Annotated in this window: 25 protein-coding genes; 13 read left to right on the top strand and 12 right to left on the bottom strand. The window is 66.3% G+C overall.

The genetic code is table 11. The features are described 5' to 3' along the window. Nucleotides 1–50 precede the first annotated feature (50 nt). On the bottom strand, nucleotides 51–1,844 hold the full coding sequence (locus JOE31_RS05235) for a glycoside hydrolase family 15 protein (protein ID WP_209742464.1): 1,794 nt from the start codon (nucleotides 1,842–1,844) through the stop codon (nucleotides 51–53). Nucleotides 1,845–1,891: 47 nt separating this feature from the next. Between JOE31_RS05235 and JOE31_RS05230 the strand changes: the two genes are divergently transcribed. The 3 genes from JOE31_RS05230 to JOE31_RS05220 all read left to right on the top strand — a co-directional run bounded on the left by JOE31_RS05230 (nucleotide 1,892) and on the right by JOE31_RS05220 (nucleotide 4,669). Further along, nucleotides 1,892–2,773, top strand: coding sequence for an aldo/keto reductase (locus tag JOE31_RS05230; RefSeq protein ID WP_209742463.1), 882 nt, complete (start codon nucleotides 1,892–1,894; stop codon nucleotides 2,771–2,773). Nucleotides 2,774–2,804: 31 nt separating this feature from the next. Next, nucleotides 2,805–3,536: a DUF72 domain-containing protein gene (locus JOE31_RS05225; RefSeq protein WP_209742462.1), complete on the top strand. Its 732-nt coding sequence runs from the start codon at nucleotides 2,805–2,807 to the stop codon at nucleotides 3,534–3,536. 74 nt (nucleotides 3,537–3,610) lie between these two features. Next, a complete protein-coding gene (locus JOE31_RS05220) occupies nucleotides 3,611–4,669 on the top strand; it encodes an App1 family protein (protein WP_209742461.1) in 1,059 nt (352 codons plus the stop codon). A gap of 64 nt (nucleotides 4,670–4,733) precedes the next feature. On the opposite strand, the gene JOE31_RS05215 is transcribed toward JOE31_RS05220, so the two are convergent. The 4 genes from JOE31_RS05215 to JOE31_RS05200 form a co-directional block, all read right to left on the bottom strand. After that, a complete protein-coding gene (locus JOE31_RS05215) occupies nucleotides 4,734–6,233 on the bottom strand; it encodes a GH1 family beta-glucosidase (protein ID WP_209742460.1) in 1,500 nt (499 codons plus the stop codon). Nucleotides 6,234–6,273: 40 nt separating this feature from the next. Continuing rightward, entirely contained in the window at nucleotides 6,274–6,663 is a 390-nt protein-coding gene (locus JOE31_RS05210) for a hypothetical protein (protein WP_209742459.1), read from the bottom strand. Nucleotides 6,664–6,681: 18 nt separating this feature from the next. Then, complete coding sequence (locus tag JOE31_RS05205) at nucleotides 6,682–7,065, bottom strand: J domain-containing protein (protein ID WP_209742458.1); 384 nt, start codon at nucleotides 7,063–7,065, stop codon at nucleotides 6,682–6,684. Nucleotides 7,066–7,144: 79 nt separating this feature from the next. Continuing rightward, on the bottom strand, nucleotides 7,145–7,570 hold the full coding sequence (locus tag JOE31_RS05200) for an Hsp20/alpha crystallin family protein (RefSeq protein ID WP_209748153.1): 426 nt from the start codon (nucleotides 7,568–7,570) through the stop codon (nucleotides 7,145–7,147). 143 nt (nucleotides 7,571–7,713) lie between these two features. On the opposite strand from JOE31_RS05200, the gene JOE31_RS05195 reads away from it, so the two are divergent. Beyond that, on the top strand, nucleotides 7,714–8,010 hold the full coding sequence (locus JOE31_RS05195) for a MerR family transcriptional regulator (protein WP_011693274.1): 297 nt from the start codon (nucleotides 7,714–7,716) through the stop codon (nucleotides 8,008–8,010). Between the two features lie 146 nt (nucleotides 8,011–8,156). Here the strand turns inward: JOE31_RS05195 and JOE31_RS05190 are convergent, their stop codons facing one another. Next, nucleotides 8,157–8,939 (bottom strand): phosphatase PAP2 family protein, encoded by a 783-nt coding sequence (locus tag JOE31_RS05190; protein ID WP_209742457.1) that lies wholly within the window; start codon nucleotides 8,937–8,939, stop codon nucleotides 8,157–8,159. Between the two features lie 109 nt (nucleotides 8,940–9,048). On the opposite strand from JOE31_RS05190, the gene JOE31_RS05185 reads away from it, so the two are divergent. The 3 genes from JOE31_RS05185 (at nucleotide 9,049) to JOE31_RS05175 (ending at nucleotide 12,185) form a co-directional block, all read left to right on the top strand. Then, nucleotides 9,049–10,161: a DNA alkylation repair protein gene (locus JOE31_RS05185; protein WP_209742456.1), complete on the top strand. Its 1,113-nt coding sequence runs from the start codon at nucleotides 9,049–9,051 to the stop codon at nucleotides 10,159–10,161. 69 nt (nucleotides 10,162–10,230) lie between these two features. Then, the gene (locus JOE31_RS05180; protein WP_209742455.1) at nucleotides 10,231–11,823 is read left to right on the top strand and encodes an alkaline phosphatase; all 1,593 of its coding nucleotides are present in this window, start codon (nucleotides 10,231–10,233) and stop codon (nucleotides 11,821–11,823) included. 152 nt (nucleotides 11,824–11,975) lie between these two features. Continuing rightward, nucleotides 11,976–12,185 (top strand): hypothetical protein, encoded by a 210-nt coding sequence (locus JOE31_RS05175; RefSeq protein WP_209742454.1) that lies wholly within the window; start codon nucleotides 11,976–11,978, stop codon nucleotides 12,183–12,185. A 114-nt stretch (nucleotides 12,186–12,299) separates the two neighbouring features. Here JOE31_RS05175 and JOE31_RS05170 read toward each other — a convergent pair whose 3' ends face one another. The 3 genes from JOE31_RS05170 to JOE31_RS05160 form a co-directional block, all read right to left on the bottom strand. After that, on the bottom strand, nucleotides 12,300–13,331 hold the full coding sequence (locus JOE31_RS05170) for an aldo/keto reductase (RefSeq protein WP_209742453.1): 1,032 nt from the start codon (nucleotides 13,329–13,331) through the stop codon (nucleotides 12,300–12,302). An 8-nt stretch (nucleotides 13,332–13,339) separates the two neighbouring features. Continuing rightward, nucleotides 13,340–14,212, bottom strand: a complete 873-nt coding sequence (locus JOE31_RS05165) for an NAD(P)-dependent oxidoreductase (RefSeq protein WP_209742452.1) — start codon at nucleotides 14,210–14,212, stop codon at nucleotides 13,340–13,342. Between the two features lie 220 nt (nucleotides 14,213–14,432). Further along, entirely contained in the window at nucleotides 14,433–14,753 is a 321-nt protein-coding gene (locus JOE31_RS05160; RefSeq protein WP_209742451.1) for a DUF3040 domain-containing protein, read from the bottom strand. A gap of 131 nt (nucleotides 14,754–14,884) precedes the next feature. On the opposite strand from JOE31_RS05160, the gene JOE31_RS05155 reads away from it, so the two are divergent. The 3 genes from JOE31_RS05155 to JOE31_RS05145 all read left to right on the top strand — a co-directional run bounded on the left by JOE31_RS05155 (nucleotide 14,885) and on the right by JOE31_RS05145 (nucleotide 16,827). Beyond that, complete coding sequence (locus JOE31_RS05155) at nucleotides 14,885–15,364, top strand: universal stress protein (protein WP_209742450.1); 480 nt, start codon at nucleotides 14,885–14,887, stop codon at nucleotides 15,362–15,364. A 130-nt stretch (nucleotides 15,365–15,494) separates the two neighbouring features. Then, on the top strand, nucleotides 15,495–16,208 hold the full coding sequence (locus JOE31_RS05150; RefSeq protein WP_209742449.1) for a hypothetical protein: 714 nt from the start codon (nucleotides 15,495–15,497) through the stop codon (nucleotides 16,206–16,208). Next, the gene (locus tag JOE31_RS05145; RefSeq protein ID WP_209748151.1) at nucleotides 16,189–16,827 is read left to right on the top strand and encodes a response regulator transcription factor; all 639 of its coding nucleotides are present in this window, start codon (nucleotides 16,189–16,191) and stop codon (nucleotides 16,825–16,827) included. The genes JOE31_RS05150 and JOE31_RS05145 overlap by 20 nt, the downstream gene beginning before the upstream one ends. Nucleotides 16,828–16,848: 21 nt before the next feature. Here JOE31_RS05145 and JOE31_RS05140 read toward each other — a convergent pair whose 3' ends face one another. Continuing rightward, the gene (locus JOE31_RS05140) at nucleotides 16,849–18,519 is read right to left on the bottom strand and encodes a GAF domain-containing sensor histidine kinase (RefSeq protein WP_209742448.1); all 1,671 of its coding nucleotides are present in this window, start codon (nucleotides 18,517–18,519) and stop codon (nucleotides 16,849–16,851) included. A 356-nt stretch (nucleotides 18,520–18,875) separates the two neighbouring features. Between JOE31_RS05140 and JOE31_RS05135 the strand changes: the two genes are divergently transcribed. Further along, nucleotides 18,876–19,937, top strand: coding sequence for a glycosyltransferase family 4 protein (locus JOE31_RS05135; protein WP_209742447.1), 1,062 nt, complete (start codon nucleotides 18,876–18,878; stop codon nucleotides 19,935–19,937). Here the strand turns inward: JOE31_RS05135 and JOE31_RS05130 are convergent. Next, nucleotides 19,907–21,232 carry a phosphoribosyltransferase gene (locus JOE31_RS05130; protein ID WP_209742446.1) on the bottom strand — a complete coding sequence of 442 codons (1,326 nt, stop codon included), beginning with the start codon at nucleotides 21,230–21,232 and terminating at the stop codon, nucleotides 19,907–19,909. The two genes, JOE31_RS05135 and JOE31_RS05130, sit on opposite strands and share 31 nt — an antisense overlap. A 404-nt stretch (nucleotides 21,233–21,636) precedes the next feature. On the opposite strand from JOE31_RS05130, the gene JOE31_RS05125 reads away from it, so the two are divergent. Beyond that, nucleotides 21,637–22,380: a GAF and ANTAR domain-containing protein gene (locus tag JOE31_RS05125; protein ID WP_209742445.1), complete on the top strand. Its 744-nt coding sequence runs from the start codon at nucleotides 21,637–21,639 to the stop codon at nucleotides 22,378–22,380. 4 nt (nucleotides 22,381–22,384) lie between these two features. On the opposite strand, the gene JOE31_RS05120 is transcribed toward JOE31_RS05125, so the two are convergent. Beyond that, on the bottom strand, nucleotides 22,385–22,783 hold the full coding sequence (locus tag JOE31_RS05120; RefSeq protein WP_245198984.1) for a hypothetical protein: 399 nt from the start codon (nucleotides 22,781–22,783) through the stop codon (nucleotides 22,385–22,387). 106 nt (nucleotides 22,784–22,889) lie between these two features. Between JOE31_RS05120 and JOE31_RS05115 the strand changes: the two genes are divergently transcribed. Continuing rightward, nucleotides 22,890–25,328: an HAD-IC family P-type ATPase gene (locus JOE31_RS05115; protein WP_245198983.1), complete on the top strand. Its 2,439-nt coding sequence runs from the start codon at nucleotides 22,890–22,892 to the stop codon at nucleotides 25,326–25,328. Nucleotides 25,329–25,366: the final 38 nt, after the last annotated feature.

The following is a 25,366-nucleotide window of genomic DNA, read 5'->3' as shown; positions in this document are numbered from 1 at the left end:
CATGGAACCACGCAGCGGACCGCAGTCCCCAGCTGAACCAAATGTGACCGTTAGTGCCCGTGCACGGGGGCGTCGCTGCGCTGCACACTGTCCTCGTGCAGCTCCATGGCACTCATGACCAGGGCGAAGTGGCTGAACGCCTGCGGTGTGTTCCCCAGCTGGCGCCCCGCTTCCACGCCCCATTCCTCACTGAGGAGGCCCACGTCGTTGCGCAGTGCCAGGAGCCTTTCGAACAGTTCCCTGGCTTCGCGGCGCCTGCCCACGCCGATGAGTGCTTCCACCAGCCAGAATGAGCAGGCCAGGAAGACGCCTTCGTCACCGGGCAGCCCGTCGTCGGAGTCCTCAGGGCGGTACCGGAGCACGAAGCCGTCGCGGGTGAGTTCCCGCTGCACGGCGTCAATGGTGCCCACCACCCTGGGGTCATCGGGCGGCAGGAAACCGACGCGGGGTATGAGCAGCAGGCTCGCGTCCAGCTCGGGCCTGCCGTAGGACTGGACAAAGGTGTTGCGCTTAGCGTCGAAGCCGTTCGCCATGACGTCGGCGTGGATGGTGTCGCGCAGGGCCTCCCAGCGGTCAGCGGGTCCCACCAGGCCGAAGTCCCGCACGCCCTTGACCATGCGGTCTGCCGCAACCCAGGCCATCACCTTTGAGTGGGTGAAGTGGCGCTGCGGCCCGCGCATCTCCCACAGGCCGTTATCCGGCCGGTGCCAGGCACCCTCGAGGTGTTCCATCAGTGCGACCTGGACGTCCCAGGCTTCGTCGGTGTGCTTCAGCAGGGAGTGCCGGGTCAGGGCCAGGCAATCCAGCACCTCGCCCCACACGTCCAGCTGGAGCTGACCCGCGGCGCCGTTTCCGATCCGAACGGGGGTCGATTTTTCGTATCCCGCCAGCCAGGGCAGTTCCATCTCCGGGAGCCGCCGCTCGCCGTGGATGCCGTACATGATCTGCAGGTCGGCGGGGTCCCCGGCCACCGCCCGCAGCAGCCAGTCCCGCCAGGAGGCGGCTTCTTCCGTGTAGCCGGCGGCGAGCAGCGCCTGCAGCGTCAGCGTGGCGTCCCGGAGCCAGCAGTACCGGTAATCCCAGTTGCGCGATCCGCCCAGCTGTTCCGGAAGGGACGTGGTGACGGCCGCCACGATGCCGCCGGTCGGAGCGTACGTCAGCGCTTTGAGCGTGATCAGCGAGCGCTGGATGGCTTCCCGGTACGGGCCGGTGATCTTGCATCTGGCGGACCACTCCCGCCAGAACGACTCCGTTGACTCCAAGTACGCTTCAGGGTCGATGGCCCGGGGGCGGTTCAGGTGGCTGGGGGTCCAGGTCAGCACGAACGGGACCCTCTCGCCCGCGTGGACGGTAAAGTCGCTGACTGTCTTCATGCGTTCGCCGCGCAGCGGGGCGTTTGTCACCAAATAGGCCGCATCCGGCCCGGCGATGGCGTGGATGCCGTGCTCATCATGCCGGACCCACGGCACGATATGCCCGTAGTCGAACCGGAGGGCCAGTTCGCCGCGCATACGGACGGACCCGTGGACACCCACAACTATCCGCACAACGTCCGCCACACCGTCCCGCGGCGGCATGAAGTCGATGACCTTCACCTTGCCGCTCGGGGTTTCCCATTCGGTTTCAAGAATCAGCGTTCCCTTGCGGTAATGGCGCCGGGTGCAGTCCCCGGCCCCGGCAGGCGCCAATAGCCACCGCCCGGCTTTCGGGGTGTCCAGCAGCGCATTGAAGCAGGCCGGCGAGTCAAACCGCGGCAGGCAGAGCCAGTCGATGGAGCCTTCAGTGCTGATGAGGGCCGCCGTGTGAAGGTCCCCCACTACCGCGTAGTCCTCGATGTGTGCCATGGACCTTACAGTGCCACAACCGCCCCCGGCCGACTACTATCCAAGGCATGCTGCAACGGAACTTCGGAAACTCTTCCCTGACCGTGTCCGCCCTCGGATTCGGCGCCGGCCATATTGGCTATGACGACGTCAGTGAGCGGGAAGCGCACGGCCTCCTCGACCGTGCCGTGGATTTGGGCATCACCTTCATCGACACAGCGCGCGGCTACGGGCTCTCCGAAGAGCGGATCGGCTCGTGGCTGCCCGGCCGGCGCGACGCCGTGGTGTTGTCCACGAAAGTGGGATACAACGTCGACGGCGCGGAGGACTGGAGCGCTGCCGCGGTAACCGGCGGCGTGGATGAGGCCCTGCGGAAGCTGGGAACCGACGTGATCGACGTCGTCTTCCTGCATTCCTGCCCGCTGACTGTCCTTCAGCGGGGCGAGGCGGCGGAGGCGCTGCTGAAGTGCGTGGACGCCGGAAAAGTCCGGGTTCCGGGCTACAGCGGGGAGAACGACGCCCTTGCGTGGTCCGGAAACGCCGGTTCCTTCGGCGCCTTGCAGTCCTCGGTGAACCTCGCAGACCAGCGCTCCCGGACTGGTGTCCTGCCTGCGGCAGCGCGGCAGGGACTGGGCGTGGTGGCCAAGCGGCCACTGGCCAACGCCCCCTGGCGCCACGACGAACGCCCTGTGGGTGTATACGGCGAAACCTACTGGGAACGGCTCCGCCTGATGGACGTTGAGCCGGAAAGCGACGACTGGCAGGGCACTGCGCTGCGGTTCTCGGCCTTCAGCCCGGGGGTGAGCACGGCGATCGTTGGGACGTCCAAGGTGCGCAACCTGGACGCAGCGGCGGCCGCCGTCGGACGCGGGCCGCTGCCGGAGGGCGAAAGCCGGCGATGGGAAGACGCCTTTGCGCCGCATGCGCAGGATTGGGCCGGCGAAGTTTGAGCCCGGCGGCCGGCTGACCTCGAAAGACGCCATGGGGATCCACATCGGAACGTCCGGCTGGAGCTATGACCACTGGGAGAACGTGCTCTACCCGCCGGGACTTCCGGCGCGCGACCGGCTGGCCCACTATGCGGCCCGGTTCGGCACGGTGGAGCTGAATGCGAGTTTCTACCGCTGGCCGCGGGAAGCATCCTTCGCCAGCTGGCGCCGGCGCCTTCCCGAAGGCTTCATGATGTCCGTCAAGGCACCACGCGGACTGACCCACGCGAAGAAGCTCTACGCGCCCGAGGTCTGGGTGGAACGGATCATCAGGTGCTGGCATGAGCTCGGTGACAAGCGGGCGGTCCTGCTGGTCCAGCTCCCGCCGGGGTTCGCCCGCGACGACGCCCGGCTCGACTACTTCCTCGCGGCCCTGCCGTGGTGGGTGCGGGTGGCGGTGGAATTCCGCCACCCCAGCTGGGACCATCCCGAGGTGTATGCCCTGCTGGAACGCCACGAGGCCGCCTATTGCATCATGAGCGGGGCCAACCTGCCCTGCATCCTGCGGGCCACGGCGCCGTTCGTATACGTCCGGCTGCACGGGCCGGACCATGACTATCTCTATGGGGGATCGTATTCCGACGAGGACCTTCGATGGTGGGCCGACCGCATCCGGGAGTGGCAGGGCCAGGGCAAGGACGTGTTCGTCTATTTCAATAACGACGGCGGCGGCAACGCCGTGCGGAACGCCGACACCCTGCGGTGGCTGCTGGGGGACGGCTGACTCCCTTGTTACGGTGCGGCGCCTTAGTGGCACCGTACGGTTGGCGGCGGGCGCCGTTGTGGCAGAGTGGAGGCATGGAATTGGCGTCGCAGGAATCATCGGTGTCCGGAAATCATGCCTTTCGGGCGGCTCACAAGGTCTCGGACACGGTCAATAGCGCCCGCATCAAGCTGGCCCGGCGCTGGAATTTCATTCCGCAGACAGTCGCTTACCAGGGGTACGGCTCCACATCGTGGGTGCGGGTCCTTGGCCGGGTGGTTCTGACCACCAAACCGAAGCCGGGCAGCCGCGCCGAGCACGCCGCGAAGAACGGCAACCAGAACATCCGCGGCTGGCGGGCGTTCACCAGCGTGCCCCTGCAGTTCACCGAGGTGGACATCGAAATCGAGGGTGTGACCACCCGCGTCAAGGCGGACCGCGGCGGCCTCGTGGACACCGTGGTGGACGTCGCCCTCTCTCCCGGCTGGCACACAGCCACGCTCCGGGCCGAAGGAACCGAGGCTGTCCAGGCCAACATCATTGTGATCGGCCCCGACACGAAGTTCGGCATCGTGTCCGACATCGACGACACCGTGATGGTCACGGCGCTGCCCCGGCCGTTCTTGGCCCTGTGGAACACCTTCGTGCTGAGTGAGCGGGCCCGGATGGCCACGCCCGGCATGCCGGTCCTCATGGACCGGCTGGTGGTGGAGCACCCCGATGCGCCGGTGATCTACCTGTCCACGGGACCGTGGAATGCCGCACCTACACTGGCACGGTTCCTGACCCGCAACATGTACCCGGCCGGTCCCCTCCTCCTGACGGACTGGGGGCTGACCCAGGACCGCTGGTTCCGGAGCGGCCAGGAGCACAAGAACGGGAACCTGGACCGGCTTGCCAAGGAATTCCCCGACATGCGGTGGCTGCTTATCGGCGACAACGGCCAGCACGACGAACAGATTTATTCGAGGTTCGCCCGGGACCACGGCGACCGCGTGGCCGCCATCGCCATCCGCCAGCTCTCAGTGGGCGAATCAGTGCTGGCTGGCGGCCACTCGGAGAACGGCGACCACACCGGCTCCACCGTCCCGTGGATCTACTCCCCCGACGGCGCGGGCATCACCAAGGGCCTCGCCGACCTCAAGATCGTCTGATTCAAGGACTCCTGCCAGGACTCCTGCCGGCCGGTGGGCATACCGGCCGGCCACCTCCGACGTGTCAGGCTACGGACTCCGGTTCACCGGCAGCACTCTCGCCAACCGCCTTGGCTGCGGCTTCCTTGCGGGCATCCTGCAGTTCCTGCAGCCAGTAGTATGACGCCTTGGGCGTTCTGGCCATCGACTCGAAGTCAACATGCAGGAGTCCGAAGGGCTGCTTATAGCCCGCGGACCACTCGAAGTTGTCGAGCAGGGACCATACGTAGTAGCCGCGCAGGTCGATGGATTCCGCGGGTCCCCCCGGGCTGGTGGCCTCCACCGCGCTGGAGATGTGCTCGGCAAGATAGCGCAGGCGGCGCTCGTCCGGAATGATGATCCTGTCCCCGGCCTTGTCCCGGACCACCACATCCTCAAAGCTTGCTCCGCCTTCGGTGATGAACACAGGCGGCAGCTCCGGGTAGCGTTCCGCCATCTCGGCGAGGGCCACGGGCATGTAGTCGGGCCTGATCGGCCAGCCGTACGCCGTGGTCTCGGCGTTTGGAAATTCAGTGATGTGGAAGGGTGCGCCGGGAGCGCTTCCGCTGAGGTCATCGCCCATGGCCTCGGCCATCCCCGGGGGAACGGCGCCGTCGCCCGGACCGGCCGCGACCCGCGTGGGCATGTAGTAGTTGAGCCCGTAGAAGTCCAACGGCTTTGAGATCAGGTCCATGTCCTCGTCGGAGGGGTTGAACGAGCTGAAGAACGTGGCAGCCCGGATGACGTCCGGGTACTTTCCGAGGAGCACCGGATCCGCGAAGAGCCTGTTCTGGAAAACGTCCATTAGCGCGGTGCTCAGTTTGTCCAGCGGGTTGTTCGAGGCCGGAACCATGGGCGAGTAGACATTGGTGATGCCTATTTCGCCGGGGACCTTGGCTGCGCGCAATGCCTGCATGGCCAGGCCGTGGCCGAGAAGCTGGTGGTGCACCGTGGGGAGCGCTTTCAGCAACTGCGATTCGCCCGGCGCGTGGAGTCCCAGGGCGTAGCCGTTGGTGGTCACGGTGGCAGGCTCATTAACGGTGACCCAGCGGGCCACGCGGTCGCCAAAGGCCGCTGCCGCAATGGAGGCAAACTCGCCGAGGCGGTACGCCGTGTCCCGGTTCAACCAGCCGCCGGCCTCGTCGAGCGGAAGCGGTGTGTCCCAGTGGTAGAGCGTCACCATCGGCGAGATGCCGCTGGCCAGCAGCTGGTCCAGCAGCCGGTCGTAGAAGTCGATGCCCTTCGGATTGACCGGCCCGCTGCCGCCGGGCTGGATGCGTGACCAGGACAGCGAGAACCGGTAGGAATCCACTCCCAGTTCCTTCATCAGCGCAACGTCTTCAGGCATGCGGTGGTAGTGGTCGCAGGCTGTGACGGGGCTGTGGTCGTCCACTATGGCGCCGGGCTTCCGCGCAAACACGTCCCACCCGGAGGGCCCTCGGCCGTCCTCGTCCAGGGCGCCCTCAATCTGGAAGGCGGCTGTGGCCACGCCCATGGTGAAGGACGGCGGGATCCTGGCAGCCAGGTCTTTGGCGGAGTGCTTCATCTGCTTGATCCCTTATGTAGTTTCGGGTGGTGGACTGATTTTAGTGCACCGTGGCGTCGGAGCCGAAGAGGAATTCCTTGGCATGCGCCAGGGCTTTCTTGAAGGCGTCGTTGCGGAGCGTGATCAGGTGTTCCGTCTCATCCGCCGCGGGTTCAAGGTAGCCCGTGAAGCCAGGGCGCAGCACCCAGATATCGCCGCCGGGCGGGAGATAGAAGACCCCAAAGGACCGGTGCTGGCTGTCATCCGGTGTCCAGATGGGGACCACGGCAAGTGCCGCACCCGTCTCCGGATGGATCCACTGGGCCCGCGGTAGCGGCTCCTCATGGGCTTCCGGGTCCAGGAACGGGGCCGTGCCCACGCCCCACCTTTGCTCAAAGCGTTCATGGAACGCCGGAATCAGATGGGAATCATAACGGCGCCAGGCGCTCATGGATTGCTCCTTCTCTACTTATCCGGTGCCCGGCCAGGGGCCGCGCTCCCAAAGCACTGGTGTGACCCGCAGCAGCGGGGGCTGCGGAGTGCGTGTCCGGCGGACCGGCACCTCACGGGGTCCTCCGCCGGCGGGGCGGGAGACGGACAGTGCACGGTCGTAGTCAGCACGCGTTGTGGGATCGCTGAGCACCGAAAAGGCTTCCATGATGCCCAGCAGCCCGTTGTTGTCGAGGCTGGCGCTGTCCAGGCCGTCGCTATCCGGGCCGGCGGCGGCGGACCTGCCCTCGAGGTCTGGATGGTGGAGGCGCATCAGCGCCCGGTAGGCACGCGAAATCTCCTGCCTTGTGGCCGTCCTGGCCACGTTGAGTACCTCGTAGTAGTCCGGTAACTGGTTGGTCATGGCGGTGCCACACTGTCCGCTGCGTTGCGGGACGGCCGCCGGCACCGGCCGGCTGCCGCCCCGCTCGTTCCACTGGGGACTAGGTGCTGATCTCGTGCATCTTGTCGTGCTTGGTTTCGATTTCGATCTTGCGCGGCTTTGCCTGTTCGGCAACCGGGATACGGAGAGTCAACACACCGGCGTCGTAGCTCGCCTTGACGTTGTCCGTGTCCAGGGTCTCGCCAAGGATCAACTGCCGGCTGAAGACGCCGCGGGGGCGCTCCGAAACGACCAGTTCCACGTTGGGCTGAGTTTGATCGCGCCGTTCAGCCCGCACAGTCAGTACGTTCCGCTCAATATTGAGGTCCACAGAGTCGATGTCGACTCCCGGCAGATCGAACGCGACTACGAACTCCCCGTCCTCCTGCCAGGCATCCATCGGCATGGCCGCAGGCCGGGCCGCGGTTCCAAACACCTGCTGGGTAAGCCTGTCCAGTTCACGGAACGGGTCCGTACGCATCAACATCATTTCCCACTCCTTCAGCATGTGGTTGTTGCATTCTCTTGGGCCGCCCGCCCCACATATCTATGGTGGCGGGTATAGATTTTTTATAGCACCGGTGGGAGACTGTTGCAAGACCGATTTGCACGAATTTTTCGGGGAGGATCATGGCCGAGCGCAATGCGGAGACAGGCCTCTACGCGATCTCCGTAGTGGCCCACCTGGTGGGAACGGGCCAGCAGAACATCAGGCTCTACGAACGGAAGGGCCTGCTCACTCCGGACCGCACCTCCGGGGGGACGCGGCAGTACAGTGATGCGGACCTCGCCGTGCTGAAACGCATCGGTGAACTGCTGGACGAGGGGCTCAACCTGGCAGGAGTGGCGAAGGTGCTGGAACTCGAGGCGGCCAATGCGAAGCTCAGGATCGAGCTAAAGAAGGCCCGCTCACGCCCGCGGGGGTGACACCTGCAGAGGTGATTCGCGGAGCTCATCGGGCATTCACGCCCGGCCGCCCGCAATCAGGTAGGCCTCCTCCAGCCGGGCCGCTCCGTAACGCCCGGCAACGCCAGGCAGAGGCGGCGGACGTCGTCGACGTCGGCCACTTGCTCCTAGCTTTCCACCGTATCGGCCTTGGACAATTCACCGGTGATCTGTTCCCCCGGGATGCGCGCCGTTCGCCACGTGTCCAGGGCGATGACGGCACCCAGGACCACGAAGGAGATGAACAGGGAGGCCAGGGCGTCGCTGACCCAGTGATAGCCCAGGTAGAGCCGGCTAATGGATGCGAGGAAGATACCGACGACGGCCAGGGCGAAAGCGGCCACCGCCGGCCACGTGCTTTGGCGTCGCGAGAAGATCAGGAACGTGGTGACCAGCAGGAAGTCGCAAGCACCGAGCACGTGCCCGGAGGGGAAGGAGAACGTGACGTCCGGGCCGAACAGCATGAGGTCAAGCGGCGGCCGCTGCCGTCCGACAGACCGACCGATGATCTGGGCAAGCGCGACTCCGGTGAGCATGGCCCCGGCCAGCAGCAGGGGCCGCCAGGCGTGCTTGGCGGCGAGGCCCCAGGCCACGGTGACCACCAGGACGATGATCGGCAACGCCACGGGTCCGAATACGATCGCAAGGAAGATCATGGCGGCGGTGAGCGGCTCCGACCGCTGGGTGACAAGCCACGCCCTGACTGGCTCGTCCATGAAGGTAAGGCCGTCTTTTCCCAGCACCCCGGTCAGGGCGAGTGAGAAAAGCACTGCGCCAGCAATCATCAGGATCACGGCGATCCGGTAAAGGTTCTTTCGGGAGGCTGCGCTCATGTACCGCTCTTCGACCACGAATTTGTCGTGGAAGACCCGCCACCAGTGGGGCGATTTCCGTGATCGATCTTCAGCCATGTCCCGCTTCCGCCTATGCAGTCTTGAAAATTTGTGTCCGCTGAGATTATCCCGATTCCGCGGATTTGGCTCGCAACCGCAGCCCGGCTGCAGACGGTAGCCTGACTGCATGGGTGCCATGAACGAACTGATTGACCAGGCTGCTGTCGGCCGGCTGGTCCGCGTCCTCGCGGATGCCGCTCCCGGCGTTTCCTGGTCCAACACCTCGAGTACCGGCGCTTCGCTGCGGAACCTGAGCCTGCGCGAACGGACCGATCATGTGAGCCGGGGCCTGCTCGCCGACTTTGCCACTGCCCGTGGCCCGGGTGACTACTCGACGGCGGCGCGCGTCTTCCGAAGCGCGCTCCTGGACGCCGGTTTTACCGGCTGGACGCTCTGGCCGGTCACGGAAACAGCAGTAACGCTGGCCCTGAATTCGACCCGGTCCGCGGATTTTGAGGACTGCCTCCATCTCCTGGCCGAACTGACTCCGCGGCTGACCGGGGAATTCGCCATCCGGCGGCTGCTGGCCGCCGACCTGGACCGCGCGCTGGCCGTCGTCCTGACCTGGACCGCCCACCCTGACCAGCATGTACGCCGCCTCGCCAGCGAAGGTACCCGCCCGTATCTCCCGTGGGCGGTCCGGATTCCCGGCCTGGTCCAGCGGCCAGAGGCCACGATTCCCATCCTGGACGCCCTGTACCGGGACCCGCACGAGTACGTCCGGCGGTCAGTGGCCAACCACCTCAATGACCTGGCACGCCATTCTCCCGAGGCGGTGCTGACCGCGGCTGCCGCCTGGACTGCCGCGCCGGACGCCAATACACCGTGGGTGGTCCGGCATGGACTCCGCACCCTCGTCAAGAAGGCCCACCCGGGCGCACTGGCCCTGCAGGGGTTCGCTCCCGCGTCCCTCTCCGTAACCCCGCCGAGGCTGGACCGGCACACCGTGGCCCTGCCGGCGGATCTCGCTTTCGAATTCGAGATCTCCAACACGGGTGCCGATCCGGCCAGGCTCGCCGTGGATTACATCGTGCACTATATGAAGGCAAACGGCTCGCAATCGGAGAAGGTCTTCAAACTGGCGGCCCTGACCCTGAATCCCGGCGAAACCCGGACGGTGTCCAAGCGCCATGCCTTCCGGCAGATGACCACCCGGGTGCACCACCCGGGAAGCCACGCCCTGGAGCTCCAGATTAACGGCGTCCGGTACGCCCACACGCAGTTCCTCGTCGAGGTCTGACCCGGAGGGTTAATCGTGCATTCACGCTGGAGACAGCCCGCGTCCAAATGACTTGAATAGTTTCAAGCCATGGATAACATTTCCCGCAGATCCCTTCTCACCGCCGGCCTCGGCGCCGGGCTTGTCGTTGCCGTTCCGGGCACAGCGGTTGCCGCCACATCAACAGTTACGGGTGCCGGCCTCCGTACCGACCCGTTCACTCTTGGCATCGCCTCGGGCGAGCCCTGGCCGGACGGCTTCGTCCTCTGGACCCGCCTCGCGCTGGACCCCCTCGCCGGAGACGGCCTGGGAGGCATGCCGTCTCGCAGTGTCCCGGTCGCCTGGGAGGTGGCCGAGGATGCAGGCATGAAGCGTGTGGTGGCACGGGGCGTCGAGCATGCCCTGATCGACAACGCGCATTCAGTCCACGTTGAACTGCGCGGTTTGAAGCCTGGCCGGGAGTACTTCTACCGTTTCCGCAGCGGCCAGCACATCAGCCCGGTGGGACGGACCCTCACCAGTCCCGCCCTGCACGAGACACCGGCGGCCCTGGCAATGTCCTTCGCCAGTTGTGCCCAGTACGAGCACGGCTATTTCACGGGGTACCGGCGGCTGGCGGAGGACCACCCTGACCTCGTGCTTCACCTCGGCGACTACGTGTACGAGTACCGCAAGGAGTCCTATGTGATTGGCGGCGGCAACCCGCGCGACCACGTCGGCCCTGAGACGGTCAGCCTGGAGAACTACCGGCAGCGACACGCACAGTACAAGTCTGATCCGGACCTTCAGGCCGCGCACGCCGTTGCTCCTTGGCTTGTGGTCTGGGATGACCACGAGGTGGATAACAACTGGGCGGATGAGATCCCGGAAAATTCAGATCCGGCACAGCTCAATGACTCCGCGGAGCACTTCCGCCAGCGCCGCACCGCGGCCTTCAAGGCCTATTACGAGAACATGCCCTTGCGCGCGTCCTCGGTCCCGGCTGGTGCCGACATGAAAATCTACCGGACAGTGCAGTGGGGCCAGCTGGCCAACTTCCACATGATGGATACACGCCAATACCGCGACGACCAGCTGGCTGGCGACGGCTGGAAGAAGAACGTGCAGGAACGGCTGGCGGCGGACCGCACCATCACAGGCGCCGACCAGGAGCAATGGCTGCTGGACGGCTTCAAAAACTCCACCCAGCGCTGGGACATCCTGGGCCAGCAGGTCTTCTTCGCCGAGCGGGACCGGAACAAGGCGCCGGACATCGACGACGTGTCCATGGACGGCTGGGACGGCTACGCCGCCTCCCGCCGCCGTATCACCCGGGGCTGGACAGACGCGAGGGTGCGCAACGCCGTGGTTCTCACGGGAGACGTCCACCGGAACTGGGCCAACGACATCAAGGTTGACTACAAGGATCCGGCGTCGCCTGTGGTGGGCTCCGAGCTGGTCTGCACTTCCGTCACGTCAACCGGCAACGGGTCCGGTTCCACGACGGATCCGGTGATGGCCTGGAACCCGCACCTGAAGTTCTACAACGACAACCGCGGCTACGTGAACACCCGCATCACGAAGGAATCGCTGCAGGCGGACTTCCGGGTGCTGGACTATGTGACCGCCCCGGGTGCGCCCGTTTCCACCAAGGCATCCTTCGAGATCCAGGACGGCATCCCGGGACTCAGGGCACGGGCCTGAGTCCCACCGTTCCGCCGGCGCCGGACGGAATCACGTCCGGCGCCGGCGGAGGCTGGCCCGGGTACAAACGACAGCCAAGGAGTGTGATTTGCTTCACAGTTGCCGCGCGGATAGCATTCCATAATTGTTAGCGATCACAGATTGGACCCCGGATGACCTCCGCCGTACCTGAAACAACCGGCACCTGGCAGCAGCTGATTGGCAGCCGGGTTGAGTTGCGGCTCGATGGCCGGATAGTCCGCACCGGGGAGGTGGAGGACGCCACCCAGGACTCCTCCGTGATGTGGCTGCGCTTCGACGGCAACCACGGGCGACAGTTGGTGTCCAAAACCGACGGCTACGAGGTTTTACCGGTCAGCTGAGGAATCGCTCAGACTTTGGCGTCGGCCGCCGCCCGGTGATACGGAAGGGAGGCCGACGGCGGCAGCCACTTGCCGCCGTCGGCCTCCCTCCCATGTCAGTTGCTTGCGCGCCGCCTAGCGGCCGCCTTCAATCTTGCGGTTGCGCTGCTCCTGGGCCATGGGACCGTACGGGTACACGCCCACCCGTGGCTGGCTGGCCTCGGTCAGCCGCCGGGTTTCCTCCTCCGTCAGCTCCAGGTCCGCAGCGGCGAGGTTGTCCGCCAGCTGCTCCGTGGTGCGGGCGCCGAGGATCACGGACGTCACCGCCGGCCGGTCGGCCAGCCAGGCCAATGCCACCTGGGATGCACTCACGCCATGGTCCGCCGCGATCTTTTCGACGGTTCCAATGACCTCCCACGTGCGGGGATCGTCGTTGCGGGCCTGCCAGGCTTCCATGCCGCGCTTGGGGTTCTCGCCCAGCCGCGTGGCGCCGGCCGGTGCCTCATCGCGCTTGTACTTGCCGGAGAGCCAGCCTCCGCCCAGGGGCGACCACGGCAGCAGCCCGATGCCCGCATCCAGTGAGGCCGGAACAATCTCTGATTCAATCTCCCGGACCAGCAGGCTGTATTGCGGCTGCAGTGTCACGGGGGCACTCCAGCCATGGGCCTTGGCCAGGTGCACCGCCTTGGTCAGCTGCCAGCCCAGGAAGTTGGAAAACCCGTAGTAGGCGATCTTGCCGCTGCTGACGGAATCATGCAGGAAGCGGAGCGTCTCCTCCAGGGGCGTGATGGGGTCCCACGCGTGCATCTGGTACAGGTCGATCTGTTCGACGCCGAGGCGGCGCAGCGAGTCATCGAGCGCCCGGGTGAGGTGGCGGCGGGAGGTTCCGAGGTCGTTCGGGGCCTGACCCATGGGGAAGCGTCCCTTGGTGGCCAGTACGGCGCGGTCCCTGACATCGGGACGGGCGGCCAGCCAGCGGCCGATGATCTGCTCAGAGACACCCTGGCTGTAGACGTCGGCGGTATCAATGAAATTGCCGCCCGCCGCGAAGTAATCGTCAAGTATGGCGAAGGACGTTTCCTCGGTGGCTTCGGCGCCAAAGGTCATAGTGCCCAGCGCGTAATTGGAAACGACGGCGCCGCTGTTGCCTAGTGTGCGGTATTGCATGGTTCTCCTCAATCCTCGGTGGGCGTGGTGCGGTTCGAGTGATACGTCCGCCACGTGTGCTCCGGAGCGAACCCCAGGAGGCGCTTGGCTTTGTCGATGGAAAGCATGGTTTCGTGTTCGCCGAGCTCCTTGACCACCTTGACGCCCGGAAAGACTTCCGCTGCGAGGCTGGCGCTGGATCGGCTCATGACGGTGTCTTCGTTGGCGACGATGAACGCTTCGAATCCGGGCTTGCCGTTTTCCAACGCGCGGGCCACGGCCTGCGCGCCGTCACGGCCGTCGATGTACCCCCAGAGGTTCCACTTCCGCAGCGTGGCGTCGGAGTCGAAGGAGGGAAACGCCTCATAGTCCTCGGGGTCCATCACGTTGGAGAACCGCAGGCCGGTGATGCTCAGTTCCGGGTCCCAGCGGGTCAGCTGGATGGCCATCTGCTCCTCCAGGTGCTTCACCAGCGAGTAGGTGCTTTCGGGCCTGGCCGGGTATTCCTCATCCACCGGGATATAGGGAGGATCGACCTCGAACGGCAGTCCCAGCACCGTCTCGCTGGAGGCGTACACCACCTTCTTGATTCCGGCCCGGCGTGCGGCCTGGAAGACGTTGTAGGTGGCGAGCATGTTGTTCTCGAACGTGGCCGCGTCCGGCGCGTGGCCCGGAGCCGGAATGGCCCCCAGGTGCACGATCGCGTCGAAGCCCTCGTGGCGGTCGTCGAGGCCGAGGATGACGTCCAGGACCTGCCCGTAATTGCGCAGGTCAACCTCGGTGAAGCCGCGGCCCCGGGTGCCGGTGCGGTCCAGGTTGAGAACGTCGTGGCCGTCCTCGGTCAGCCTGCGAACCACGCTCCTGCCCAGTTTTCCGCTTCCTCCGGTTACAGCAACTCTCATCAGGAACTCCTCTGGGTAGTTGGCGGCCGGCGGTCATCCGCGACCGTGCGCCGCCGCCGTCGTCATTCCACCCTAGAGGCGCAGCGGTACGGATGCAGCCCTTCAGCATGGCCCTCTGAGTCCTAGGAAGGATCGCCCCTGCCTGCCGGCGGCCTTCAGCCGAGGCGGAGCAGCAGCAGGAGGGCGTTGGTGATGATGGTGAAGGCGGCCGGGGTGGCCGTCAAATGTGCTGCGACTGGCCCGGCAAACCAAGGCTCGGCCGGCCGAAGGGAAGCCTGCTCGGGCTGATGCCCAGGGACGCGTAATAGCCGCCGGCCACCATCGCGGCGAACCCGACGACGCCCAGGTAGACAATCTGCAAGGCGGCGCCGGCGATCACCGCAAGGAATCCGCAGACCACGCACAGGGCACCAAGAACCATTCGTCGCATCAGTGACCAGGACTGGCCCTCCATGCGCGCGGCGAATTGCGGATCGTCCTCGTGAAGCGACTGCTCCATCTGCCTGAGGATGTCCTTTTCATGTTCAGAAAGCGGCATCATTGACCTCCGAACCGGATTGATATTAAGGATCGTCCCTCGGACGGTTAAGTCAATAGAGCCGAAAGTCATGGAGGAAGTCCGGTGACTTTGGACCCTAGGCAAGGGGTCCCGGGCGGCGCACGCTGGAACCCATGAACACTGAAGAACGCATTGTGGTGGGCGTGGACGGCTCCGAGTTCTCCACAGCTGCCTTGCAGCTCGCCGGACGAATGGCCGGAAGCCTCAACGCCCCGCTGGAGATCATCACCTGCCTGGGCACTTCTGATTTTTACCTCGCTTCGCACATGCCTGCCGGGCGCGTCCCCAGCATGGAGGAACTCGAAGAGACAGCCAAGCGCCTGGTGGACCAGGCGATTGAGAGGGCCTTCGGGGCCGCGCCTCCGGCGCGGCTGTCCCGCACCGTGAAATTCGGTCCGCCGGCAAAGACCCTGATCGATGAAAGCCGCGATGCGCAGCTGCTGGTGGTGGGCCGACGGGGGGAAGGCGGGTTCCTCACCCAGGTCATGGGATCCGTCAGCGGAGCCTGCGCCGCGCACGCACACTGCCCGGTCCTCGTGGTGGGCCAGGACTCGAAGGTGGCGGAACCCGAACCGCGTCCCAAGTCCGGGTGAAGCCGGGCATCCCCGTGGCAGGCCCTCGGGCGTTCAGTGACTTTGTGCCCTGATCACGGTCCGCATCCACGCCATAACCTGAATGAATCAGCGCGGCACGCACCGCGCGCCAAGTCCCGGGAGCATCGTCATGAAAGCAACAACGGCGAGCATCATCGCAGGCGTGGTCCTCCTGCTGGCCGGCATCCTGTTGTTGTTGGACGCCCTGCGCGTCCTCGACACCGCAGTGCTGGTGTGGCCCTTCATCTTTGGCGCCGCCGGCGCAGCCTTCCTCGCCGTGTTTTCCAGGAGCCGCGCCAACTGGTGGGCAGCCATCCCGGGCTTTGTCCTCCTGGGGCTTGCCGCGGTGGTCACCACAACTCAGCTGTGGCCCGGTGCAGCGGGCGACGGTCCAGGTTCGCTGTTCTTCCTCTTCATCTCCGCCGGCTTCGCTGCCGTGTACCTCCGGGAACGGGCCAACTGGTGGGCGCTGATTCCCTGCGGCGTCCTGCTCACCCTTGCCCTGGTGGTGGCCTTGCCGCCGGCGCTGGACGGCACACCGGTGGCCGCAGTGCTGTTCCTGGGGTTCGCCGCGACCTTTGCCGCACTGACCCTCACCCCGGAGAGGATGAAGTGGCCGCTAATACCGGCGGCTGTGCTGGCCGTCCTGGGGCTGTCCTTCGCCATCCAGTCGGCCGTGAATTTCCGCACCATGGAGTACCTCACCGCCGTGGTGCCGCTGATAGCCGGCCTGTGCCTGCTGTACTACGCATTCCACAGCCGCCGAGGCGGCAGCCGGCACACGGGCCGAGCCGTAACGGATCAGATGAAGCCGGGACTGGGTGATGCTCACGGTGGCCACTGACCCAGCAATCGACAACACCGTTGTTGGGGGAACGCACGTATACATCCTGGACAGCCATGCCTTGGTCCGGACCGGACTCCGCGAACTGCTGGAAGAGGCACACTTCAAGGTGGTTGGCGAGAGCGGATCGGCTTCCGAGGCAAGCCGCCGGATCCCGGAACTGCATCCCGACCTCGTGGTGATCGGAGCCCACCTGCCGGATGGCACAGGCATCGAAGTGTGTCGGGAAATTCTCGCGGACAATCCCGGCGTCCGGTGCCTGCTCCTGAGCAGTTACGACGACGACCAGGCCCTCAGCAGCGCTGTGCTGGCAGGGGCGGCTGGCTACGTGCTCCGGCAGTTACCCGGGACCGCGCTCCTGGAGGGAATCCGCAGGGTGGCCACCGGCGAGTCCTTGCTGGAGCCCGGCACCGAACGCAAGGTCATGGAGGGCCTGTACAAAGCGCAGGTGGGCCGCAGGCACAGCGGCCTCAGCGCGCAGGAACTGAGGGTCCTGGCCCTCATGGGCGAGGGGCTGACCAACAGCCAGATCAGCGAGGAGACGCGCTTCGCCCGGACCACCGTGAAGATCCAGGTTGCCGGCATCCTGGCCAAACTGGGCTTTGAACTGCGCTGCTAGGGGTTAGCGATGCAGCCCGGGTCAGTTCGATGGGGCGGTCCACGTTAGTACGGTGCCGTGCCCGGGACTGCTCGTGATGGAGCATTCGCCGCCCAGTGCCACGGCCCGGTGCTTCATGTTGGCGATGCCGCTGACGCGTCCGGGGTTTTCAAACCCGCAGCCGTTGTCCGCAATCCGGAGTTCCACGGAGTCGGGGCGGGCGGTCAGCGAAATCTCGATTTCGTCCGCCCCGGAGTGCCGGACGGCGTTACTCAGTCCCTCGGACAGCACCGGCAGCAACTGCTCGACGACGGCGTCGGGCACCGCTTCGTCCACCGGTCCCGTCAGCTGGACCTTGGGGGAAAAATCAGAGTTCCGGATCCCTTCGTGAATGGTCCGCATGATGAGGCCGGTGAGCGGCTCCTTCTGGCCGTGGCCGGTCCGCATCGAGTAGATGGTGTCCCTGAGCTCATGGATGGTGCCGTCCAATTCGGCTGTTACGGCAGAGATCCGTTCCTGGGCCACGGGGTCCGGGATGTAACGACGCAGGCTCTGCATGCTCAGCCCCGCACCGAAGAGCCGCTGGATCACCAGATCGTGCAGGTCCCGCGCGATCCTGTCGCGGTCCGTGGACAGCAGCTGCTCTTCCCGCCGCCGCCGTGCCCGGGCCAGCCCGAGTGCCAGGCCCACCCGGGAGCCGAAAACGGCGCAGGACTGCAGGTCGGACTGGAGGTACAACGGGCCTCCTGCGGGACGTGCCAGGATCAGCAGGCCGCGTTCGCTGCTCTTGCGTCCCAGGGCCGCCACCAGCAAAGGGCCAAGTTTCTCGTCCGTTCCCGGTCCGAAGACCTCGTTCGCGTTCCTGACGAGGGCGGAAGTCCCGGTTTCCAGGACGTCGGCGATGATCTCGGAAGCCGGCAGCTCCTGGCCGGCAGGAAGGGACTGGACGCCCACCATGGTCCGGCACCGCTGCGTGCCGTCGGCATCCGGGTAGGCAATCACGGCGAGGATTGAATCGGAGACGGTCAGTGCCCGCTCGGCCACGAGGTCCAGGTTGTCGGTTTCGCCGGGGAACATTGCCGAACTCAGCTGGTCACTGACCTCCAGCCCGGCCTCCAGCCAACGCTGCCGGCGTCGGGTGTCCTCGTACAGGCGGGCGTTCTCGATGGCCACGCCGGCAGCCGCCGCCAACGCGGAAGCGAGTTCCTGGTCCTCTGCGGTGAAGGGGCCGCCGTCGAGCTTCTCCGTCAGGTAGAGGTTTCCAAAGACGGAACCGCGGACCCTGACCGGCACCCCCAGGAATGTCTTCATGTCGGGATGGTTGGGCGGGAAGCCGCTGGCCATTTCGTGTGCACCCAGATCGTCCAGCCTCAGTGCCTCGGGCTGGCGGATCAAATGCCCCAGTACCCCGCGTCCCGTGGGGAGGTCGCCGATCAGGCGGACGCCGTCGTCGTCGATGCCCACGGTGATGAAGTGCCCCAGCTCATGGTCGGCGTCAATCACGCCAAGCGCGCCGTAGCGCGCTCCCACCAGCTCGCAGGCCGACTGCACCACACGGTCCAGGACGGCTTCGAGGCTGAGGTCTTCGGTGAGCGAAACCACGGCGCCAAGCAGGCCCTGCATCTGGTCCTGGGCGCGCACCAATTCATCTGCCCGGGCCACGAAGTCGCGCAGCAGGTCCTCAGTGCGCCGGCGGATGGGTTCACGCCACATGGCGTCCCCGAAGGCAAGGACCCCGGAAGAGGTCGTCGGCTAATTCGACGGCAGGCACGGCGGAAGGTGCGCCGCCATTCAGGCGGCCATAGGAAGATTTGTTTGACCGATACGTTCTGACTACCGGAAGGTCCGGGCTCATGCGACTCCCCACAGCAGCGAGACACACACGGCGGACTGCTTCACCGAGTTCTATTGCATCAACCCCAGACTGATACCAACACAGTACCAAGGCCGACACAGGGGCTCAATAGACAGCCTAACGGGACTAAAGGCACTGGGCATCCGTCCGCACGGCTGGGAACCTAATCGAGCGGCATACCGCGGCGTCCCCGTGTGCGAGGAGTTGATCCAACGTGCGTATCGGACTGATCGCTCCCCCTTGGCTGCAGGTCCCCCCGCCCCGTTATGGCGGCACCGAAGTGGTGGTTGACGGGCTGGCCCGCGGACTCGTTGCCGCCGGTCATGACGTGCTGCTGGCCGCCCCGGCAGGAAGCACCTGCCCGGTTCCCCTGGTTCCGGACATGCCGGAGCCCAGCTTCGGTTCAGCGGCCACCTGGTCCGCTGGAGCCGAGCTCTACCATGTGGCCCGGGCCTACGCCGCTTTGAAGGACGTGGACCTCGTCCACGACCACACCGTTGCCGGACCCTTCTTCCGCTATCGCCCGGCCTCGCTGCCCGTCGTCACCACCAACCACGGGCCGTTCAGCTCGCGCCTCGGCGACCTCTACCGGCTGATGGGTCCGGATGTCGCCATGGTGGCCATTTCGCATCGGCAGGCAGCGGATGCCGCCGGCGTGCGGATCGCCCGGGTGATCCATCACGGAATCGACGTTGACGCCGTGCCGGTGGGAGACGGCGCCGGCGGATACGCGGCCTTCCTCGGGCGGATGAGCCCGGACAAAGGGCCGCGGGAGGCCATCCTCATCGCGCGGCAGGCCGGGTTCAGGCTTCTGCTGTCCGCCCGTATCCAGGGCCGGGAGGAACAGGAATATTTCGACAGCCGGATTGCCCCGCTCCTTGGGCTGGAGGTGGAGTTCCTCGGAGAACTCAATGTCGCGGAAAAATATCAGCTCATGGGCGGTGCAGCCGCGTTCCTCAACCCGATCCAGTGGCCCGAACCGTTCGGCCTGGTGATGATCGAAGCGCTGGCAACGGGCACCCCCGTGGTGGGCACCGGTTCCGGGGCGGCCCCTGAAATAGTGGACGACGGCGTCACCGGTTACCTCCGGACCGGCATCGACGACCTCGCCGAAGCCCTGTCCCTGGCCCCCGGCCTGGACCGGGCTGCCTGCCGCCGGGCTGCTGAGCTGCGCTTCAGCGTGGGCCGGATGGTGGCCGATCACGTTGCATTGTATGAGGAGATACTGCGGGACAATCGGCTGGATCAGTCCCCGGGCCCCTCCGCGTCTGGCTGAAGGTAGCGGAGGAACCAGTCCCTGGCCAGCGCCGCAGCTTCCGACAACGTGCCGGGCTCCTCGAAAAGATGCGTGGCCCCCGGAACCACGGACAGTTGGCTGGGACAGCGGAGCAGTGCCTGGGCCCAGCGGTTGAGCTCCAGGACCTCCCGGTCCGCCCCGCCCACTATCAGGAGCGTGGGGGCACGGACGGCTGAGAGCCTCTCACCGGCGAGATCCGGACGGCCGCCCCGCGACACCACCGCACCAATGCGGACGCCGGGCTCCGCCGCCGCCCACAAAGCGGCCCCGGCCCCCGTGCTCGCGCCGAAGTACCCCACGCGGCTCCCCGCTGTGTCCGGCCGCCCGGCGAGCCATTCCGTTGCCCCCGTCAGCCGGCCTGCAAGCAGTCCGATGTCGAAAACATTGGCCCGGTTGAGTTCCTCGGCCGGGGTGAGCAGGTCCAGCAGCAAGGTTCCCAGCCCTGCCCGCTGGAGGAACGCCGCCACAAAACGGTTGCGGGGACTGTGCCGGCTGCTGCCGCTGCCGTGGGCGAACACCACGACGGCGGCGCCCTCCACCGGCAGGTAGAGGTGCCCCTGGAGCCGCACCGTTCCCGCATCGATCTGGACGTCTTCATCGACGGCAGTCCCGTTGGCTACGGCCTGGGCGCGGTGCAGCCGCTTGGCTGCCGCGTCGAGCAGCAGCACCACTTCGGCGTCGTCGGTCGGCGAGAAGTCACGGTAGTGGTACCCGACGGCGGTGAACTGGCGCGGCGTTGCCAGGCAGACCACCTCATCCGGTTCCGTGAGGTCCGCAAGCGTGTCCGCCGGCGCCACCGGAACCGCCAGGATCACCCTGGCGGCGCCCAGCTGCCGGGCGATGTGGCACGCAACGCGGGCTGTGGACCCGGTGGCGATGCCGTCGTCGACGATCACCGCGGTGCGTCCCTTCAGATCCTCACGGGTCCGGCCTTTCCTGAACCGGGCCACCCGCGACTCGAGCAGGGCGCGCTCCCGGTCTTCAACGGCGTCAAGCTCGGCCTGCGTCACGCCAACGCGGGAAATGATGTGCTGGTCAAGCACCCGGGCACCGCCCTCGCCTATGGCTCCCATGGCCAGCTCGGGCTGGAACGGAACGCCAAGCTTCCGCACCACGATCACGTCCAAGGGTGCGTCCAGTGCGGTTGCCACCTCGAACGCCACCGGAACGCCGCCCCGGGGCAGCCCCAGGACCACGATGTTCTGACCGCGCAGGTATTCGAGCCGCTGCCCCAGCCGCCGTCCCGCTTCAACCCTGTCCTCGAAAATGCTCATGGCCAGCCGTTCGCCTCGTGGCTCAAGGCCGCCATTCGGATCCGGTGGGCCGGCGGTGGGAAGCTCGGCGTGGAGGGACGGACTGCGGCCGCTTTTCTCCAACTATCCGGCAGGTAGCGGCCCGTTGCGAGGGACTTTCGGCCCGGATTCGACGGGCATCGGAGACGGCATCGGAGACGGGCATCGGAGCCATCCTTCGCGGCGGACGGACCGCCGGTGGGCCTTGTCACACGAGTCCGGAGCCCGGCAACTGATGTATATAATTTCCCGGTACGGTTTAGCAGAGAGCCGTTGGATAGTTCTACGATCCGGCTTCTCTGCCTGCTACCCGCGTTGCGACCGACAGGGTGGGCGGCCGCGTTGCCGGTTCGTTTTGACCTGAACGAAACGGCAGCAAGAACATCGTGGCCAGCGAGTCGACCGCAAACACCGCAACGTCCATCAGCCAGCACCTGAACGAAATGGTGTTGAACAGCTCGGATGTCGAGCAATTCCTCCACGAACTCGCACGCGTCTCCGCGCGCAGCCTCTCCGAATCGGGGGACGCCGTCCTGTGCGGTATCACGCTGCTCCGGCACCGGAAGGCGGCCACCGTGGCCAGCAGCAGCCCGGAGGCACAGGCGATGGACGAAATCCAGTACGCGTTTGGAGACGGCCCGTGCATGACCGCCTCCCGCGACCAGGTGACAGTGCACATCAAGGACCTTGAAACCCACGAACGCTGGCCGACGTACTCCGCCACGGTCCTGGGGCACGGAGTCCGGTCCATCCTCGCCATACCCTTCCAGCTTGAGGGCGACACCCGCGCTGCACTGAACCTCTACTCCCACCGCCCCGGCCGGTTTGAGGGCAAGGTCCTGGAGCTCGCCGAGGATTTTGTCAGCCAGACGTCCATGGCCCTCCGGCTGGCCGTGCGGTTCGCCCACTTCAGCGAGACGGCGGCGAACCTCAAGGCAACGCTGGAGTCCCGCACCGCGATCGACGTTGCCATCGGGATCATCATGGCCCAGAACCGGTGCAGCCAGGAGGAAGCCTTTGAGCTCCTGAAGGCGGCCTCGAGTGCACGGAACGTCAAACTGCGCGGCGTGGCAACGGCCATTGTCGATTCCCTGGGCCAGGGCCCGACGAGGACGCACTTCGAGCTATAACGGGTCAGAACATCGGCAGCAGGAACCCGGCAACCATGGCCGCCGCGCCGATGCCGCTCAGGATCCAGCCGAGGATTCCGGCCGTCTCGCCGCGCACCTCCGGGGCACTGGTCCGCCAGCGGGTGGGCGTCTTCACCGCGTAGTGGATGGTGACGGCGTCCCCCGGGGCCATATGCCGGATGTCATACGGGGACATGGGCGCGTTGTGAACCTCGTGGTGGTGGTCGTACCAGCGAAACCCCACGCCGCTCTCGTCGGAGTAAACCACGCCCTCCGACTGGGTCCACTGATCCTCGAACCGCCTGATCGTCTCCACGACCACCAGAAGAATCAGGCCGGCAGGCAGGCAAATCCAGGTCAGCACTTCCAGGATGGGGCCTGCAATGTCAAGAACTCCGGGCATGGTCACGATGCTACCGTTCCCGCGCATTCACGGGCCACAATCGTCACCGCGCCAGGGCGGGTCACAAGCCCGGCCGACGTGCCACACTAAGGACTACGAGCGGGGCATGCCTAAGGGAGCAACACACATGGTGACGGGGCAACGCACCCACCGGTTTGGCAAAGACAGGTGGCGAGGGAACGGCCTGTCCAGCGCGGACGTCTCCGAACGTGTCCGCGGAGGCCTGACCAACCTGGTCTCCAACACATCAAGCCGCAGCCTGTGGGACATCTTCCGTGCGAACGTCCTGACGCTGTTCAATGCCATTGTGGCCGGCAGCTTCGTGCTGCTCCTGGCCTTGGGGCAGTGGCAGGACGCCCTCTTCGGCTTCGCCGCCGTCGGAAACGCCGTCATCGGGGTGGTCCAGGAGTACCGGGCCAAGAAGTCGCTGGACCGGCTTGCGGTGCTGAACTCCCCGCACGCACGGGTCCTGCGGGACGGCGCCATCCAGGACATTCCCACGGCCGAGGTGGTCCTTGACGACGTCATCCTGCTCTTCGCCGGAGACCAGGTGCCCGCGGATGCCACCGTGTTCGATGCCAACGGGCTGGAAATCGACGAATCCCTCCTCACCGGCGAATCCAACCCCGTGGACAAAGAAGCGGGGTCCGAGGTGCTGGCCGGGTCCAGTGTTGTGGGCGGCCAGGGCCGGGCACAGGTTGTCCGCGTGGGGGACGACTCCTTCGCCGGCAAGCTCACGACGGCGGCCAAGCGTTTTTCCCTGGTCAACTCGGAAATCCGCACCGGCCTTAACCGGGTCCTGCGCTGGATCACGTGGGGCCTGCTCCCGGTCATGGCCGTCGTCGTCAACGGGGAGATGCACGCCCAGGGAGGCTGGAGCCAGGCGCTGGCCACGGGCGCCTGGAAGACCGCCGCGGTCGGCGCCGTGGCCAGTGTCATCGCCATGGTTCCGCTGGGCCTGGTGCTCATGGCCAGCGTCGCTTTCGCCCTGGGCGGGCTGCGGCTCGCGCGCGACAAGGTCCTCATCCAGGAACTGGCAGCCGTGGAAGGGCTGGCCCGGGTGGACATGCTTTGCCTGGACAAGACCGGCACCCTCACTGAAGGACGAATCATTTTCGACGGCAAGCACGACGCCGGCGCCGCACCGGTGCCAGGGTGGAAGGAGGCGCTGGGCTGGTTCGGGGCCGACCCCGATGCAAACGCCACCGCCCGCTGCCTCGCCGCCGTCTACAAGGACGACGGCGTCCCCCGGCCGGTATCCTCCGTCCCCTTCGCGTCGTCCCGCAAATGGAGCGCGGTCAGCTTCACCGAGGGGTCCGCACCCGGTGCCTGGGTGCTGGGCGCCCCGGAACTCGTCCTCGGGCCCACCACGCCGGGACACGTCCAGGCCCTGTCCTCCGCGGCCGGGCTGGCATCATCCGGCCTCCGGACCCTGGTTCTGGCCCATGCGGGGCAGCCCATGGCGCCCCGGGAAGCGGAGGAGGCAGCCCTGCCGTCCGTGCTGGTGCCCGCCGCATTACTGACATTCCGCGAAAAGATACGGCCCGACGCCGCCACGACTCTCGCCTACTTCCGGAAACAGGGCGTGGACCTCCGCATTATCTCCGGTGACGATCCGCGGACCGTGGCGGCAGTCGCCCGCGCCGTGGGCCTGGACTCCACAGACGGCTACGATGCCCGCGAGCTGCCGGAAGATCCCGAACTCATGGCGGACGTCCTGCAGGACCACAAGGTCTTCGGCCGGGTCACCCCCGCGCAAAAGAAGGCGATGGTCGCTGCACTGCGCAGCCGGGGCCACGTAGTGGCCATGACCGGCGACGGCGTCAATGACGCCCTGGCACTGAAGGAGGCGGACATCGGGATTGCGATGGGTACCGCCGCCGCGGCCACCAAGGCCGTTTCCCGGCTGGTCCTGTTGGACGGCCGATTCGACAGGCTACCCGGCGTCGTGGCTGAGGGACGGCGGGTCATCGCCAACATCGAGCGCGTCTCCATGCTGTTCCTGGCCAAGACAGCGTATGCCATTGTCCTTTCGGTGGTCTTCGGCGGTTTGCTGTGGGGCTTTCCGTTCCTGCCGCGACAACTCTCCGCCACCGACGGGCTCACCATCGGCATTCCCGCCTTCTTCCTGGCCCTCATGCCCAATACCAGGCTGTACAGGCCCGGCTTCCTCAAACGCTCCCTGACCTTTGCCGTGCCTGCCGGCCTCATCATCACCGCCGCCGTCCTTGCACTGAATACCTACGCGGCGATCGCAGGCGTGTACGGGGAGGACTCCGTGCGGACCGGGTCGGTCATGGTGCTCGCCCTCGTGGCACTCTGGGTTCTCGTGGTGCTCTCCCGGCCGCTCAACCGCTGGCGTCTCCTCATCGTCGCCTCCATGTATGCCGGCCTCCTCGCGCTGCTCACCGTGCCCGTCATCGCGGATTTCTTCGGCATCTCGTGGCCGCCGGACGAGCTCCGCAACGCCGCCCTGCTGGCGGCGCTTGGCGGATGCGCCGCCGTCGAGCTCGTGTTCCGGATACGCCGCCGCCTCAACGTCTGACGGCGCGCCAGCCGCGGCGCCGTGGACTCAAAACTCCG

Origin of the sequence: Arthrobacter sp. PvP023 (assembly GCF_017832975.1) — a bacterium.
Classification (GTDB): domain Bacteria; phylum Actinomycetota; class Actinomycetes; order Actinomycetales; family Micrococcaceae; genus Arthrobacter.
This window is presented reverse-complemented; position numbering and strand designations above follow the sequence as displayed.